The organism is Kitasatospora sp. NPDC057500 (assembly GCF_042802195.1).
Lineage (GTDB): Bacteria > Actinomycetota > Actinomycetes > Streptomycetales > Streptomycetaceae > Kitasatospora.
The window spans coordinates 27804-42020 of record NZ_JBHVER010000046.1 but is presented as its reverse complement, the minus strand read 5'-3'; the positions used below and the strand labels follow the sequence as shown (position 1 = coordinate 42020).

General features: G+C 72.5%; 15 protein-coding genes. 3 read left to right on the top strand and 12 right to left on the bottom strand.

Annotated elements, in window-relative coordinates; translation table 11 throughout:
- Window positions 1-475 precede the first annotated feature (475 nt).
- The gene (locus ACFU74_RS13245; RefSeq protein ID WP_380755809.1) at window positions 476-787 is read left to right on the top strand and encodes a CopG family antitoxin; all 312 of its coding nucleotides are present in this window, start codon (window positions 476-478) and stop codon (window positions 785-787) included.
- 4 nt (window positions 788-791) lie between these two features.
- Here ACFU74_RS13245 and ACFU74_RS13240 read toward each other — a convergent pair whose 3' ends face one another.
- From ACFU74_RS13240 to ACFU74_RS13190, 11 genes are all read right to left on the bottom strand, one after another.
- Window positions 792-1583, bottom strand: coding sequence for a sirohydrochlorin chelatase (locus tag ACFU74_RS13240; RefSeq protein ID WP_380755807.1), 792 nt, complete (start codon window positions 1581-1583; stop codon window positions 792-794).
- Between the two features lie 10 nt (window positions 1584-1593).
- On the bottom strand, window positions 1594-2505 hold the full coding sequence (locus ACFU74_RS13235) for an ABC transporter permease (RefSeq protein WP_380755806.1): 912 nt from the start codon (window positions 2503-2505) through the stop codon (window positions 1594-1596).
- Window positions 2492-3295 carry an ABC transporter ATP-binding protein gene (locus ACFU74_RS13230; RefSeq protein WP_380755805.1) on the bottom strand — a complete coding sequence of 268 codons (804 nt, stop codon included), beginning with the start codon at window positions 3293-3295 and terminating at the stop codon, window positions 2492-2494. The genes ACFU74_RS13235 and ACFU74_RS13230 overlap by 14 nt, the downstream gene beginning before the upstream one ends.
- Window positions 3296-3461: 166 nt before the next feature.
- A complete protein-coding gene (locus ACFU74_RS13225) occupies window positions 3462-4616 on the bottom strand; it encodes an aliphatic sulfonate ABC transporter substrate-binding protein (RefSeq protein WP_380755803.1) in 1155 nt (384 codons plus the stop codon).
- A gap of 279 nt (window positions 4617-4895) precedes the next feature.
- Window positions 4896-6221 carry a sulfate adenylyltransferase subunit 1 gene (locus ACFU74_RS13220; protein WP_380755802.1) on the bottom strand — a complete coding sequence of 442 codons (1326 nt, stop codon included), beginning with the start codon at window positions 6219-6221 and terminating at the stop codon, window positions 4896-4898.
- A complete protein-coding gene (cysD, locus tag ACFU74_RS13215) occupies window positions 6221-7159 on the bottom strand; it encodes a sulfate adenylyltransferase subunit CysD (protein WP_380755801.1) in 939 nt (312 codons plus the stop codon). Before cysD ends, ACFU74_RS13220 begins: the two co-directional genes overlap by 1 nt.
- The gene (gene cysC, locus ACFU74_RS13210; RefSeq protein ID WP_380755819.1) at window positions 7156-7737 is read right to left on the bottom strand and encodes an adenylyl-sulfate kinase; all 582 of its coding nucleotides are present in this window, start codon (window positions 7735-7737) and stop codon (window positions 7156-7158) included. The genes cysD and cysC overlap by 4 nt, the downstream gene beginning before the upstream one ends.
- Before the next feature lie 61 nt (window positions 7738-7798).
- The gene (locus tag ACFU74_RS13205) at window positions 7799-8500 is read right to left on the bottom strand and encodes a phosphoadenylyl-sulfate reductase (protein WP_380755799.1); all 702 of its coding nucleotides are present in this window, start codon (window positions 8498-8500) and stop codon (window positions 7799-7801) included.
- Window positions 8481-8660: a hypothetical protein gene (locus ACFU74_RS13200; RefSeq protein ID WP_350543785.1), complete on the bottom strand. Its 180-nt coding sequence runs from the start codon at window positions 8658-8660 to the stop codon at window positions 8481-8483. Before ACFU74_RS13200 ends, ACFU74_RS13205 begins: the two co-directional genes overlap by 20 nt.
- Window positions 8661-8724: 64 nt before the next feature.
- Entirely contained in the window at window positions 8725-10449 is a 1725-nt protein-coding gene (locus tag ACFU74_RS13195) for a nitrite/sulfite reductase (protein WP_380755797.1), read from the bottom strand.
- Window positions 10450-10648: 199 nt separating this feature from the next.
- Window positions 10649-10732 carry a putative leader peptide gene (locus ACFU74_RS13190; protein ID WP_310593185.1) on the bottom strand — a complete coding sequence of 28 codons (84 nt, stop codon included), beginning with the start codon at window positions 10730-10732 and terminating at the stop codon, window positions 10649-10651.
- 187 nt (window positions 10733-10919) lie between these two features.
- On the opposite strand from ACFU74_RS13190, the gene ACFU74_RS13185 reads away from it, so the two are divergent.
- Both ACFU74_RS13185 and rsgA read left to right on the top strand, forming a co-directional pair.
- Window positions 10920-12215 (top strand): YihY/virulence factor BrkB family protein, encoded by a 1296-nt coding sequence (locus ACFU74_RS13185; RefSeq protein ID WP_380755796.1) that lies wholly within the window; start codon window positions 10920-10922, stop codon window positions 12213-12215.
- A gap of 360 nt (window positions 12216-12575) precedes the next feature.
- Entirely contained in the window at window positions 12576-13640 is a 1065-nt protein-coding gene (gene rsgA / locus ACFU74_RS13180) for a ribosome small subunit-dependent GTPase A (RefSeq protein ID WP_380755817.1), read from the top strand.
- Window positions 13641-13700: 60 nt separating this feature from the next.
- Here the strand turns inward: rsgA and ACFU74_RS13175 are convergent, their stop codons facing one another.
- Window positions 13701-14108 carry an ASCH domain-containing protein gene (locus ACFU74_RS13175; RefSeq protein ID WP_380755816.1) on the bottom strand — a complete coding sequence of 136 codons (408 nt, stop codon included), beginning with the start codon at window positions 14106-14108 and terminating at the stop codon, window positions 13701-13703.
- Window positions 14109-14217 lie beyond the last annotated feature (109 nt).

Sequence of the window (14217 nt, the reverse complement as noted above, 5' to 3'; positions counted from 1 at the left end):
CCCGCCCGCCCCGCCCCGGTCCCCCCCCCGCCCCCACCCGGCCCCCCGGGGGGCCGGGGCCCTGGGGGGGGGGGGGGGGGCCCCCGGGGGCCCTTACAATCCCCCCGCCGGTCGAGTGCGTTCGCGCTCATCGTCCGATCGGGTGGGGCCGATTCGCCAGACGCAATGCGTTTGCAACACGCTCTCTGTCGTGCAAACTGAGATCTACTGGACCGACCGGTCCGAGGAGCACATCGCCAGGCATGGAGTGACTCCCTGCGAAGTGGAGCAGGTCGTGTTCACCCGGCCGAGGTGGTCGGTCCCGGGGCGCGACGGAACGACGCTCTGCCTCGGCGTGACGGATGCCGGGCGTCACCTGTTGGTGGTGTTGGTGGTGAGCACCGCGGCGAAGGCCTGCTGGTACTGCGTCACGGCGCGGGACATGACCGGCTCCGAGCGGCGCTTGTTCCTCAAGCGGACGAGTTGAGGGTGGCAGATGACTGACAACGGTGCGGACCTTGAGGCGTTGGCCGAGTTCTACGAGACGCACGAACTGACCGAGGACGACATCATGGCGGCCGAGCCGGCGGAGCCGATCCCCACCGAGTCGGTGATGATCACGACCTCGCTCCGGCTGCCGAAGCCCGTGATGGACGAGGTCCGGCGGCGGGCGCAGGCCAGAGGGATCAAGCCGACGGTGATCATGCGGGAGTGGATCGAGGCGGCCGTCGCGGACCAGGAGGTGGTCGTCCCGCTCAGCGTGATCACCGCGGCGGTGGCGGAGTACCAGCACCGCAAGGCGTCCTGAGCGTTCAGGCGGTGAGGGCCGGGGCCGTCCGCGTCCTCGTGCGGGCCTCGTCGTAGCGGGTGAGGAGGAGGCGGGCGAGGTCGGGGGTGGGGGCGAGGGTGGGGGCGAGGTGGTCGGCGGCGGCGTCGGTGGCGGCCGCGGCGATGCGGTCGGGGAGCAGGCCGGGGGCGAGGAGGTAGGGGGAGACGGCGATCCGGTCGATGTCCGGGAGGCGGCGCAGGGCGGCGACGGCGTCGGGGACGCGGGGGCCGGCGGCGGAGGCGTAGGCGACCTCGACGGCGGCCCAGCCGCGGGTGCGGCGCCACTCGGCGGCGACCGCCCGGGTGGCGGCGTCGGCGGCCGGGTCGGAGGAGCCGGCGGCGGCCAGCACGACGCCGGTGCGGGCGCGGACGGCGGGGGAGGCTAGCGCGGGGGCGGCCTCGGTGAGCCGGCGGTCCAGGGCGGACAGCAGCAGCGGCGACGGCCCGAGCACCTCGGCCACGGGTAGGCCGGCGCCGGCCGCGCGCAGGGCGGCGGGGATGTCGTGCTTGGCGTGGAAGGCCCGGTTGAGCAGCAGCGGGACGGCCACCGCGGCCGGCCCGAGCCGGTCCAGCACCTGCGGGATGCGCGGGGCGCAGTGGTCCAGGTAGGCGGTGGCGACGTCCAGTCCGGGGCGCAGCGCCCGCACCTGGGCGACCAGCGCGGCGACGGCCGCGGCGTGCCGGGGGTCGCGGCTGCCGTGGGCGATCAGCAGCAGGGTGGGGCTGCCCGCCGCCACCGTGGTGGCGGGGGCGGCGGGCAGCCGGCGGTCGGTCATGCGGGAGGCCTCACTTGCCGGAGGCCAGCAGGCCGCGGTTGCGCAGGACCCGGCGCTCGACCGGGGTGAACACGAGCAGTTCGATGGCGATGCCGACGAACAGGATGAGGATGATGCCGAGCAGCACGCCCGCCATGTCCGAGAACTCGCGCTGGTTCTCCAGGAACCGGCCGAGGCCGAGGCCCAGGTCGGGGGAGGAAGCGACGAGTTCGGCGGCCATCAGCGAGCGCCAGGAGAACGCCCAGCCCTGCTTGAGTCCGGCCAGGTAGCCGGGCAGGGCGGCGGGCAGCAGGATGTGCCGGGCCCCGGTCAGGCCGGTGGCGCCGATGGTGCGGCCGGCCCGCAGGAACAGCGGCGGGACCTGGTCGATGCCCGCGACCAGGCCGTTGGCGATGGACGGGACGGCGCCGAGCAGGATGACCGCGTACATCATCGAGTCGTTGATGCCGAGCCAGATGACGGCGGCCGGCACCCAGGCGACCGAGGGCAGCGACTGCAGGCCGGAGAGCACCGGTCCGAGCGCGGCGCGCACCGGCTTGACCCGGGCGACCAGCAGGCCGATCGGGGTGCCGATGACGACCGCGACCACGAAGCCGGACAGGCCGCGCCAGACGCTGGTCCAGATGATCGAGAACAGCGTGCCCTGGTACCAGAGGTCCTCGGCGGCCCGCCAGACGTCCAGCGGGCTGGGGAGCTTGTACGCGGTGGTGACGTGGAGGCTGTAGGCGCCCTGCCACAGGGCGAGCACCAGGACGACGCCGAGCAGCGGCGGCAGGACCTTCTGCCGCAGCGTGTCGGCGGTGGAGTTGCGCTGGGTGACGACCGCGTCCAGCGCGTCCAGCCCCGCCTCGACACCGGTGTAGTCGGCGACGGTGCCGCCGTGACCCGGCCCGGTCTTGGTGGTGGTGTCAGTGCTGGCCATGGCGGCGGATCTCCCCACGCAGTTCTTCGGTGATCTCGATGGACAGGTCGGCCACGCCGGAGGACTCGATCCGGCGCGGCTGCGGGAGGTCGATGCGCCACTCGCGGGCGACCCGGCCGGGGCGGGAGGAGAGCAGCACCACGCGCTGGGCGAGCCGGACGGCCTCCCGCACGTTGTGGGTGACGAAGAGGACGGTCAGCTTGCGCTCGGACCAGATCCGGGTGATCTCGTCGTGCAGGACGTCGCGGGTGATGGCGTCGAGGGCGGCGAACGGCTCGTCCATGAGCAGCACCTGGCTGCCCTGGGCGAGCGCGCGGGCCATCGCGACGCGCTGGCGCATGCCGCCGGACAGCTCGTGCACCCGCTTGTCGTAGGAGCCCTGGAGCCGGACGAGTTCGAGCAGCCGCTCGGCCTCGGGGCGGCGCTCGGGGCGGGGGACGCCGGCGAGCTTGAGGGCGAGTTCGATGTTCTTGCCGGCGGTGAGCCAGGGGAAGAGCGCGTGTTCCTGGAACATCAGCGCGGGGCGTCCTCCGGGCACCTCGATGCCGCCCGAGGTGGGCTTGTCGAGGCCGGCGACCAGGTTGAGCAGGGTGGACTTGCCGCAGCCGGAGGCGCCGAGGAGCGTGACGAACTCGCCCGGGGCGACATCGAGGGTGATGTCGTCCAGGACGTGCGTCTGCGCGCCGGGGCGGCCGAAGGACTTGTGGACGTGCGAGAGCCGGACGGCGGGGGAGCCGTCGCGAGTGCCGACGCCGGGAGCGTCGTCCGAGGTGGTCAGTGCCGGAGTCATTCCGGGCACCTCCTGCGTGGTGTGGTCTGGCATCTGGTGTCAGGGAGAGGGCCGCGGTCCGGGCCCCCGACCGGCCCGGGCTCGGGGCATCGAGCGGGCATCGGTTCGGGCGGGGCGGGGGCCGGACCGCGGGGTTTCCGGGTGCGGTGGTGCGGTCCTCCGGGCGCTACTTGGCGCCGAGTCCGGCGTCCGCGACGGGGCTCTGCCCCTTCTCCTTCAGCACCTTGTTGAGCGGGGTGAGGTCGTAGATGCCGTTCAGGTTCGGCTTCTTGAGCAGGCCGGCGGTGACGGCGTTGTCGGCCTCGGTCTGCAGGGTGGCGGCCAGCGGGTCGTCCAGGAAGTCGATGTCGGCCCAGGCCGGGTCGAGGATGGCCGGCTCCAGGGCGTTGCCGGCCTCCTTCTTGATGGCCTCGTTGGCGATGCCCTTGGCCTTGTCCGGGTTGGCCTTGATGAAGGCGTTGGTGTTCACCGAGCCGCGCAGCACGGCCTCGACCACGTCGGGGTGTTCGGCCAGGAACTTCTGCGAGACGATGATGTTGGTGATCACGAACTTCTTGTCCGGCCAGAGGTCCTTCTCGTTGAGCAGGACCTTCGCCCCGAGGGTGACCAGCTTGGAGGCGGTCGGCTCGGGCACCCAGGCGGCGTCGATGGAGCCCTGCTTGTAGGCGTCCGGGGTGACCTTGTTGTCCGAGCGGACCACGCTGACGTCGCCGGCGCCGGACTGGGCGTCGACCTTGTAGCCCTTGCCGGCCAGGTAGCTGAGCAGCGCCACGTCCTGGGTGTTGCCCAGCTGCGGGGTGGCGATCTTCTTGCCCTTGAGGTCGTCCAGCGAGGCGATCTTCTCGGGGTTGGCCACCAGCTTGACGCCGCCGGAGGCCGAACCGCCGATGATCTTCAGCGACTTGCCGTCGGACTTGGTGTAGCCGTTGATCGCCGGGGAGGGGCCGATCCAGCCGATGTCGATGGAGCCGGCGTTGAGCGCCTCGATCTCGGCCGGGCCCGCGTTGAAGACCTGGGTCTTGATCTGGGTGGCGCCCAGCTCCTTCTGGAATATGCCTTCCTGGAGGCCGACCAGCGGGGTGCCGTGGGTCAGGTTGGCGAAGTAGCCGATCTTCACCGTGTCGGCGGAGAGCTTGGCGCCGGAGGCGGAATCACCGGCGGGGGCGGCGGTGTTGGACTTGTCGTCGTTGTTTGAGCCGTACCCGCAGGCGGAGAGCAGCGCGACGGCGGTGAGGCCGGCCACGGCGGCCGCGGCGGAGCGTCTGATCCGGCCGGCGCCGGGGTGTGCCGGGGTATGCGGAAGTGCCTGGTTCGGTGCCATGGGTGAGTCCTGTTCGCGGACGGACCGTCAGGAAGGCGGTCCCGGGCGGACGTTCGGTCAAGGTTGTGCTTGCGGCACCGCGCGGGTGCCGGGCAAGCCGGGCCGGGGCGGTCGCTGCGCCTGCTGTGGGGAGGGACAGCGACCGGCCGGCCCGGTGACAGGGCGGTTCTCAGCCCTGTCGGCCCACACATCGCGTCAGGCCGCCCTGGCCGCTGCCGAGGACGCCGCTGCCGATGCGGCCGCCTTCCTTGTCCATGCCCGAGAACGCCTCGCTGGGCATCAGACCCAGTCCTCCTCGTCGGGGTCGTTGGCGTCGGTGGTGCGTACGGTCTCGAAGGCCTCGCCCGCCATCCCGGCGGTGAGGGTGGTGCCGTCGGCCGGGTCGATCAGCAGGAACGAGCCGGTCCGGCGGTTGTCGCGGTACCCGTCGAGCGCCAGCGGCTCGGCGGTGCGCAGCACCACGTGGCCGATGTCGTTGACGTTCAGCCCCTCGGCGCCGGAGCGCTGCTCCAGGCTGTCGATGTCGATCCGGTAGGTGATCTCCTTGACCAGCGCGCGGACGGTGCGGGTGGTGTGCTTGAGCAGCACCTTGTCCCCGGCCCGCAGCGGCCGCTCGTTGAGGTGGCTGACGGTGGCCTCGATGTCCTTGGTGGGGACGGGCGCGGGCCCGGCCGCGATGAGGTCGCCGCGGGAGATGTCGATGTCGTCGGCGAGGCGCACGGTGACCGACTGGGGGGCCCAGGCGATGTCGGTGGCCCGGCCGAGGGCGTCGATGCCGGTGACGGTGGTGGTGTGGCCCGAGGGCAGCACGGTGACGGCGTCGCCGACCCGCAGCACGCCGGAGGCCAGCTGGCCCGCGTAGCCGCGGTAGTCCGGGTGCTCCTCGGTCTGCGGGCGGATCACGTACTGGACCGGGAAACGGGCCGGCTCGGCGCTCGGGTCGCTGCCGACCGGCACGGTCTCCAGGTGCTCCAGCAGGGTCGGGCCGCCGTACCAGTCCATGTGCGCGGACGGCTCGACGACGTTGTCCCCGGCGAGCGCCGAGATCGGCACCGCGACGACGTCCTTGACGCCGAGCGAGGCCGCGTAGGCGGTGAACTCCTCGGCGATGGCGGCGAAGACGGGCTCGGCGTAGTCGACCAGGTCCATCTTGTTGACGGCCAGCACCACGTGCGGCACCCGCAGCAGGGCGGCGACGGCGGCGTGCCGGCGGGTCTGCTCGACCACGCCGTTGCGGGCGTCGACCAGGACGACGGCCAGTTCGGCGGTGGAGGCGCCGGTGACCATGTTCCGGGTGTACTGCACGTGCCCGGGGGTGTCGGCGAGGATGAACCGGCGCCGGGGGGTGGCGAAGTAGCGGTAGGCCACGTCGATGGTGATGCCCTGCTCGCGCTCGGCGCGCAGGCCGTCGGTGAGCAGCGCGAGGTCGGGCGCGTCCTGGCCGCGGTTGCGGGAGGCGTGCTCGACGGCCTCCAGCTGGTCGGCGAGCACCGACTTGGAGTCGTGCAGCAGCCGGCCGACCAGGGTGGACTTTCCGTCGTCGACGGAGCCGGCGGTGGCGAAGCGCAGCAGCGAGGTGGCGGTGCCGGTCTGGGTGGTGCTCATTAGAAGTATCCCTCGCGCTTGCGGTCTTCCATCGCGGCCTCGGAGAGCTTGTCGTCGGCGCGGGTGGCGCCGCGCTCGGTGAGGCGGCTGGCGGCGATCTCGGCGATGACGGCCTGGATGGTGGTGGCGTCGGAGTCGACGGCACCGGTGCAGGACATGTCACCGACGGTGCGGTAGCGGATCAGCCGCCGTTCGACCGGCTCGTCCTCCTTGGGGCCGCCCCACTCGCCGGCGGTCAGCCACATGCCGCTGCGGGCGAAGACGTCGCGCTCGTGGGCGTAGTAGATCTCGGGGAGCTCGATGTTCTCGCGCTCGATGTACTGCCAGACGTCCAGCTCGGTCCAGTTGGAGAGCGGGAAGACGCGCACGTGCTCGCCGACGGCGTGCCGGCCGTTGTAGAGCGACCACAGCTCGGGGCGCTGGCGGCGCGGGTCCCAGGCGCCGAACTCGTCGCGCAGCGAGAAGACGCGCTCCTTGGCGCGGGCCTTCTCCTCGTCGCGGCGCCCGCCGCCGAAGACGGCGTCGAAGCGGCCCTTCTCGATGGCGTCGAGCAGCGGGACGGTCTGCAGCGGGTTGCGGGTGCCGTCGGGGCGCTCGCGCAGCACGCCGCGGTCGATGAAGTCCTGCACCGAGGCGACGTGCAGGCGCAGGTTGTGCCGGGCCGCGACGCGGTCCCGGTACTCGATGACCTCGGGGAAGTTGTGGCCGGTGTCGACGTGCAGCAGCGAGAACGGGACGGCGGCCGGCCAGAAGGCCTTGAGCGCCAGGTGCAGCATGACGATGGAGTCCTTGCCGCCGGAGAACAGGATCACCGGGCGTTCGAACTCCCCCGCGACCTCGCGGAAGATGTGCACCGACTCGGCCTCCAGCGCGTCCAGGTGGGACAGCGCGAAGGGGTTGTCGTCGGCCTGGACCAGGCTCTGGGTCGCGGTGGTCATGCCAGGCCCCTCTCGGTCAGGAAGGCGTGCAGCTCGGCGGCGGACTCGGCGACCGCGCGGCCCTGGGTCTGCAGCCGCAGCTCCGGGTGCTCGGGCGCCTCGTAGGGGTCGTCGACGCCGGTGAGGCCGGAGATCTCGCCGGCCGCCTGCTTCGCGTACAGCCCCTTGACGTCGCGCTCGGCGCACAGCTCGACCGGGGTGGCGACGTGGATCTCCAGGAACGCGGTGCCGTTGGCGGCGTGCCGCTCGCGTACGGCGGCGCGGGAGTCGGCGAACGGGGCGATCACCGGGGCGAGCACCTTGACGCCGTTGGCGGCGAGCTTCTCGGCGACGAAGCCGATCCGGGTGACGTTGGTGTGCCGGTCCTCGCGGCTGAAGCCGAGGCCCTTGGAGAGGAACTCGCGGATCTCGTCGCCGTCCAGGACCTCGACCTTGTGGCCCTCGGCGCGCAGCCGCTCGGCCAGGGCGAAGGCGAGCGTGGTCTTGCCCGCGCTCGGCAGCCCGGTCAGCCACACGGTGGCGCCGCGCTCGCAGGGGCCGGCCGCGGGGGCCGCCTCTGCGGCTCCGGCGGCGGCCAGGGTGTCGGCTGTGGTCACGTTGCAGTCCTTAGAACGGGAGGGTGTTGACGGTCGGTCGGGTCTAGAGGTGGATGCCGCACTCGGTCTTGCCGGAGCCGGACCAGCGGCCGGCCCTGGCGTCCTCGCCCTCGCCCGGCTTGCGGGTGCAGGAGAGCGGGGAGCAGCCGACCGAGGTGTAGCCCTCCCACAGCAGCGGGTTGAGCAGCACGCCGTTGGCGTTGACGTAGGCGTCCACGTCCTCCTGCGTCCAGCGGGCGATCGGGGCGATCTTGACCTTGCGGCGACGGGCGTCCCAGGCGACCACCGGGGTGTTCGCACGGGTAGGGGACTCGTCGCGGCGCAGTCCGGTGGCCCAGGCGTCGTAGCCGCCGAGGCCGCGGTCCAGCGGCTCGACCTTCCGCAGCGAGCAGCACAGGTCCGGGTCCCGGTCGTGCAACTGCGGCCCGTACCGGGCGTCCTGCTCGGCCACGGTCAGCGCCGGGGCGAGCGTGATGACGTTGACCGGCATGGTCGCCGCCACCGCGTCCCGGGTGCCGATGGTCTCGGGGAAGTGGTAGCCGGTGTCCAGGAAGACGACGTCCACGCCGGGGAAGACCGAGGAGGCCAGGTGGGCGACGACCGCGTCCTCCATGGAGGAGGTGACGCAGAAGCGCTTGCCGAAGGTGTCGGCCGCCCAGCGCAGGATCTCCTGCGGGGTGGCCTCCTCCAGCTCGCGGCCGGCCCGGGTGGCCAGCTCCTCGTGGTCAGTCGTCGTGCCGGTCACTCTGGTTACCCCCGTTGGTCGGTGACAGCAGGCCGAGGAACTTCAGCTGGAAGGCCCGGCGGCACCCGTGGCATTCCCAGGCGCCGTGTCCGGCCTCCGACGGGCGCAGGTCCTCGTCCCCGCAGTACGGGCAGAAGAAGGGCGCGGCGCGCTCGCTCATGCGCCCACCTCGCTGCGCTCGGCGGTCGCTTCGCGGGACGCGCACCCCTGAACGCTCCGCTCGCTCACGACAGCTGCTCCTCACTGGCCCGCGCCGCCCACTGCGCGAAGCGCTCGCCCTCGGTGCGGTCCTCCCGGTACCGGGTCAGCACCCGCTCGACGTAGTCGGGCAGGCCCTCGCTGGTGACCTTGAGGCCGCGGACCTTGCGGCCGAAGCCGGCCTCCAGGCCGAGCGCGCCGCCCAGGTGCACCTGGTAGCCCTCGACCTGGTTGCCCTGGTCGTCCGTCACCAGCTGGCCCTTGAGACCGATGTCCGCCACCTGGATGCGGGCGCAGGCGTTCGGGCAGCCGTTGATGTTGATGGTCAGCGGCTCGTCGAAGTCGGGCAGCCGCTTCTCCATCTCGTCGATGAGCGTGCGGCCGCGCTCCTTGGTCTCGACGATGGCGAGCTTGCAGTACTCGATGCCGGTGCAGGCCATGGTGCCGCGGCGGAACGGCGAGGGGGTGACCCGCAGGTCCAGCGCCTCCAGGCCGGCCACCAGGGACTCCACCCGGTCCTCGGCGATGTCGAGGACGAGCATCTTCTGCTCGGCGGTGGTGCGCAGCCGGTCGCTGCCGTGCGCCTCGGCGAGGTCGGCGATCTTCGCGAGCAGCCTGCCGTCGACCCGGCCGACCCGCGGCGCGAAGCCGACGTAGTAGTTGCCGTCCTTCTGCCGGTGCACGCCGACGTGGTCGCGCCAGCGGCCGGCGGGCTCCTGCGGCGCCGGGCCGTCGACCAGCTTGTACTTGAGGTACTCGTCCTCCAGCACCTGGCGGAACTTCTCGGTGCCCCAGTCGGCGACCAGGAACTTCAGCCGGGCGCGGTTGCGCAGCCGGCGGTAGCCGTAGTCGCGGAAGATGCCGATGACGCCGCCGAAGACGTCGGCGACCTCGTCCAGCGGGACCCAGGCGCCGAGCCGGACGCCGAGCTTCGGGTTGGTGGACAGGCCGCCGCCGACCCAGAGGTCGAAGCCGGGGCCGTGCTCGGGGTGGACCACGCCGACGAAGGCGATGTCGTTGATCTCGTGCGCGACGTCCAGCAGCGGGGAGCCGGAGACGGCGGACTTGAACTTGCGCGGCAGGTTGGAGAAGTCCTTGTTGCCGATGAAGCGGCGGTGGATCTCCTCGACGGCCGGGGTGCCGTCGATGATCTCGTCCTCGGCGATGCCGGCCACCGGGGAGCCGAGGATGACGCGCGGGGTGTCGCCGCAGGCCTCGGTGGTGGACAGGCCGACGGCCTCCAGCTTCTGCCAGATCGCCGGGACGTCCTCGATCCGGATCCAGTGGTACTGGACGTTCTGCCGGTCCGTCAGGTCGGCGGTGTTGCGGCCGTACTGCTCGGACACCTCGGCGATGGCGCGCAGTTGGGCGACCGTCAGGCGTCCGCCGTCGATCCGGACGCGGAGCATGAAGTACTCGGCGTCGAGCTCGTGCGGGTCCAGGATCGCGGTCTTGCCGCCGTCGATGCCCTCCTTGCGCTGGGTGTACAGACCCCACCAGCGCATCCGGCCGCGCAGGTCGGCCGGGTCGATCGAGTCGAAGCCCCGGTGCGCGTAGATCGTCTCAATACGTGTCCGCACATTGAGACCGTCGTCGTCCTTCTTGAACTGCTCGTTGGCGTTCAGAGGAGTGAAGTGGCCCATGCCCCACTGGCCCTCGCCGCGGTGACGGGTCACCTTGCGAGCGGCGGCGGGGCGGCGCGCGGGCGCGCGGTCGGCCGTGGGCTCGGCGGTCTCGGGGGTGGTGGCCATGGTGAAGTCCTTCGGGGCAGGTGGCTCTGACGCCGGGTGGATCGCTGGGCGTGCTCGGCGGTGCGGTACTGCTGTGACCTGCGGGTTTCTCGGGGCCGGGAGAGCAGTCGCGGTGGCCGGGCGGGCGCCTGTGCATCCGCTTCAGCGGGGATGGCGGGGGAGGTGGCGCCGGGTGCGGTGGAAGACGGCGGGGTCGGGCTCAGGTCACCGGACAGATGGCGCTGGACACGCGAAGGAGATCGACGTGCAGTCGACCTACTAGGGTGGTTCCGGCGCTCGGCATGGCAAGAGATTCGCACGGCGCACGACTCGCGGTCCACTAACGTCCGCATTCTGGATGCCGAAGTTTCGAATCGTGAGATGCCGGAGCGTTCCCGCCGCTCCCGCCGACCGGGCCCCGCGAGGCCGTCCGCGCGGCGCCCGGACCCGGGAGAACCGTCGACCGGGTCCGGCCCGATACCGTTAGCCCTGTGCAAGCAGCAGGCGAAACGATCAGACCCAACCCCGAGCGGCCCTCCCGTCGTCGGGGCAAGGGCTCCCGGCGGGCGACCAGGCAGGTCACCTGGCGGAGCACCGTCTGGGCGCTGGTCAAGGACACCACCAACACCTGCGTCGAGTACCGGGTCACCGGACTCGCCGCGGAGGCGGCGTTCTTCACCCTCCTCTCCATCCCGCCGCTGCTGCTCTGCCTGGCCGGCACGCTCGGCTACCTGGACGACTTCCTCGGCGCCGGCACCATCAACAAGCTGAAGGCCGACATCGTCACGGCGGCCGGTACGGTCCTCTCGGACTCCTCCATCACCCAGGTCGTCCAGCCGCTGCTCAAGCAGGTGTTCGACCAGACCCGGCCCGACCTGATCTCGATCGGCTTCCTGCTGTCGCTGTGGTCCGGATCCCGGGCGCTCTACATCTTCATCGACACCATCACCGTGATGTACGGACTGGACGGCAAGCGCGGCATCGTCAAGACCCGGACGATGTCGCTCGGCCTCTACCTCGGCGCGCTGGTGATCGGCTCGCTGGTGCTGCCGGTGCTGATCACCGGTCCCGAGCTGGTGAGCAACGCCGTGCCGGCGAGCGCCGGGCTGCTCAACGCCGTCTACTGGCCGTTCGCGATCCTGCTGCTGATCGTCTCGCTGACCACCCTCTACCACCTGGCGGTGCCGGTCTCCACGCCCTGGCGCGAGGACATCCCCGGCGCCCTGGTCGCCCTGGTGGTGCTGGTCTTCTGCAGCGTGGCGCTCCGCCTCTACCTGGTCAGCTCCATCGAGGGCCACTCGGTGTACGGCTCGCTGGCCGCGCCGGTGGCCGTGCTGCTGTGGATCTTCGTGGTGGCGCTCGCGGTGCTCATCGGCGCCGCCATGAACGCGGCCATAGACCGCCGCTGGCCCACCCTGGAGACCGCCGACGCCCGCGCCGAGGTCGAGCGCGCCCAGGAGGAGGCCGCCGCCGCGGTGGTCCGCGAGGTGGCCGCCCGGCGCGCCGTCGAACGGGCCCGCCGGGCGCGCGAACTGGGCCTCGCCGAGGGCGGCGAGGAGGAGTACTGGGAGGACGAGGGCGAGGACGTCGAGGTGCCCTCGGAGTACCCCGAGCGGTGGGCCGACGTGCTCGCCGCCGAGAACGTCCGCGGCCGCCTCACCGCGCGCGGAGCCGGCCCGCACCACCGCCCCTCCCCGCCCCCGCCGGACAGCGACCGCCCGACCGCCCCGCCGCCCGAGTACCCGTTGCCGACCCGCCCGCCCCGCCCGCCGTGGGACGAGCGCTGAGCGCTGAGCCCTGAGGGCTTGCGGGGAGGGGAGCCGCAGGTGGAAAACCTGTTGGCAGGGTGGGGCCGGGCCGCTAGCGTGTGGGCGTCCGGTTCGGGCGGCGTCGGCGCCGTTCGAGGAGAGAAAGCAGGAGGTGAGCCCCGTGACCACGACTGTCATGACGGCTGCCCTGGGCAGCGCCCGCATCCACCTCTCCCTGCCGGCCGCCGGCTGACGTAGCCCCTCGCGCACGCAGCCGCAGCAGCCCGGCGGGATCACTTTCCTCCCGAAGGGCCCACTGCGTTGTTCAACGCTGCCTCCGTTTCCTCTGACAACTTCGACAACCTCGGCGACCTCGGCAACCTCGACGGCGCCCCGCCGCTGGCCGGCTACGGGTGGACGGCCGAGCTCGACGAGCTGTTCGCGCCGCTCGCCGGGGCCGGCCTGGTCGCGGCCCGGATCGTCCGGGTCGACCGCGGCCAGTGCGACGCCGTGCTCGCCGATCCCGAGACCGGCGCACTGCGCACCGTCCGGGCCGACACCCGGCAGGTCGGCGACGCCGACATGGTCAACTGCCCGTGCACCGGGGACTGGGCCGCCGTCGACCTCTCGGCGGGGCTGCCCATGCCCACGGTCGCCGCGCTGCTGCCGCGCTCCACCGCGATCATCCGCAAGGTCGCCGGCAAGCGCTCCGACGGCCAGGTCCTCGCCGCCAACGTCGACACCGTGGTGGTCGCCGCCTCGCTCGCCGCCGAGCCCGACCTCGGGCGGATCGAGCGCTTCCTCGCCCTCGCCTGGGAGTCCGGCGCCGAGCCGCTGGTCGTGCTCACCAAGGCCGACCTGGTCGACGACGCCGACTTCATCCGCGCCGACGTCGAGGCCGCCGCGCCCGGCGTCACCGTGCTGGTGGTCAGCGCCGAGACCGGCGAGGGGATGGACGTGCTGCGCGCCTGCACGCCCGGCACCACCGCCGTGGTCGGGCAGTCCGGCGTCGGCAAGTCCACCCTGACCAACGCGCTCGCCGGGACCGCTGTGATGGCCGTCCAGGAGGCCCGGGCCGGCGACCAGAAGGGCCGCCACACCACGACCACCCGCGAACTGGTCCCGCTGCCCGGCGGCGGGGTGCTGATCGACACGCCCGGCCTGCGCGAGGTCGGCCTCTACGGTGGCGAGGGCGTGGCGCTCGCCTTCGCCGACATCGAGGAGCTGGCCGAGCAGTGCCGCTTCCACGACTGCAACCACGACAGCGAGCCCGGCTGTGCGGTGCGGGCCGCGCTCGCCGACGGCTCGCTGCCGGAGCGCCGGATGGAGAGCTACCGCAAGCTCCAGCGGGAGAACGACTGGATCGCCTCCCGCTCCGACGCCCGGCTGGCCTCGGCCCGGCTGAAGAAGTGGAAGACCATCACCAAGACGATGCGTGCGGCGGGTGGTCCAGTGAAGCGATGACGCCCGGCCGTTCGGCGGCGGCGGGGGACGGCACCCCGCCGCCGCCGACGGGCCCATGAGTCAGCGGAAGCCGGCGACCAGCCGGAAGCGCTCCAGGACGACGGCCGTGCCGTCGTCGACCGTGAACGCCGGGTCGCCGAGCGCCGCGCGCAGCTCCGCGCCGTGCCAGAACCCCTCGTGCCCGGCCCGCCACTCGGCGACCGACGCGTACCCCTCGCCCTCGTCGAGGGCGTGCCGAAGGTCGACCTCGACGAGCGGGACGACCCGGACCTCGGTGGTCTCGGTCACCGCGACGATCCGCCCGTCCGAATCGACCACCGCCCCGCGGGTGCCGACGACGGGCAGCGGCTCGCCCTCCCGCTCGTACTCGGCGAGCAGGCCGGTGGTGCTGGTCTTGGCACCGGAGAGCACGGCGCCGACCAGCCGGTCCCGCAGCGGTCCGGGAAAGGCGAACTCGTCGACCCGCAACGCAGTGACCCGGGGGTCGTCCGCACCGGTGTAGGGCTGTTCGGACACGGGGGCTCCTGGGGGTCGGCGCCGGAGGTACTGGGAGTGGACGTGCGCAGGCTATCCGGCC

Coding starts and splice junctions, on each gene's coding strand:
- ACFU74_RS13190 (WP_310593185.1), bottom strand. CDS start 10,732: ATGCCGAGCGCCGGAACCACCCTAGTAGGTCGACTGCACGTCGATCTC.
- ACFU74_RS13195 (WP_380755797.1), bottom strand. CDS start 10,449: ATGGCCACCACCCCCGAGACCGCCGAGCCCACGGCCGACCGCGCGCCC.
- ACFU74_RS13240 (WP_380755807.1), bottom strand. CDS start 1,583: ATGACCGACCGCCGGCTGCCCGCCGCCCCCGCCACCACGGTGGCGGCG.
- ACFU74_RS13230 (WP_380755805.1), bottom strand. CDS start 3,295: ATGACTCCGGCACTGACCACCTCGGACGACGCTCCCGGCGTCGGCACT.
- ACFU74_RS13225 (WP_380755803.1), bottom strand. CDS start 4,616: ATGGCACCGAACCAGGCACTTCCGCATACCCCGGCACACCCCGGCGCC.
- ACFU74_RS13200 (WP_350543785.1), bottom strand. CDS start 8,660: ATGAGCGAGCGCGCCGCGCCCTTCTTCTGCCCGTACTGCGGGGACGAG.
- ACFU74_RS13245 (WP_380755809.1), top strand. CDS start 476: ATGACTGACAACGGTGCGGACCTTGAGGCGTTGGCCGAGTTCTACGAG.
- cysD (WP_380755801.1), bottom strand. CDS start 7,159: ATGACCACCGCGACCCAGAGCCTGGTCCAGGCCGACGACAACCCCTTC.
- ACFU74_RS13235 (WP_380755806.1), bottom strand. CDS start 2,505: ATGGCCAGCACTGACACCACCACCAAGACCGGGCCGGGTCACGGCGGC.
- ACFU74_RS13220 (WP_380755802.1), bottom strand. CDS start 6,221: ATGAGCACCACCCAGACCGGCACCGCCACCTCGCTGCTGCGCTTCGCC.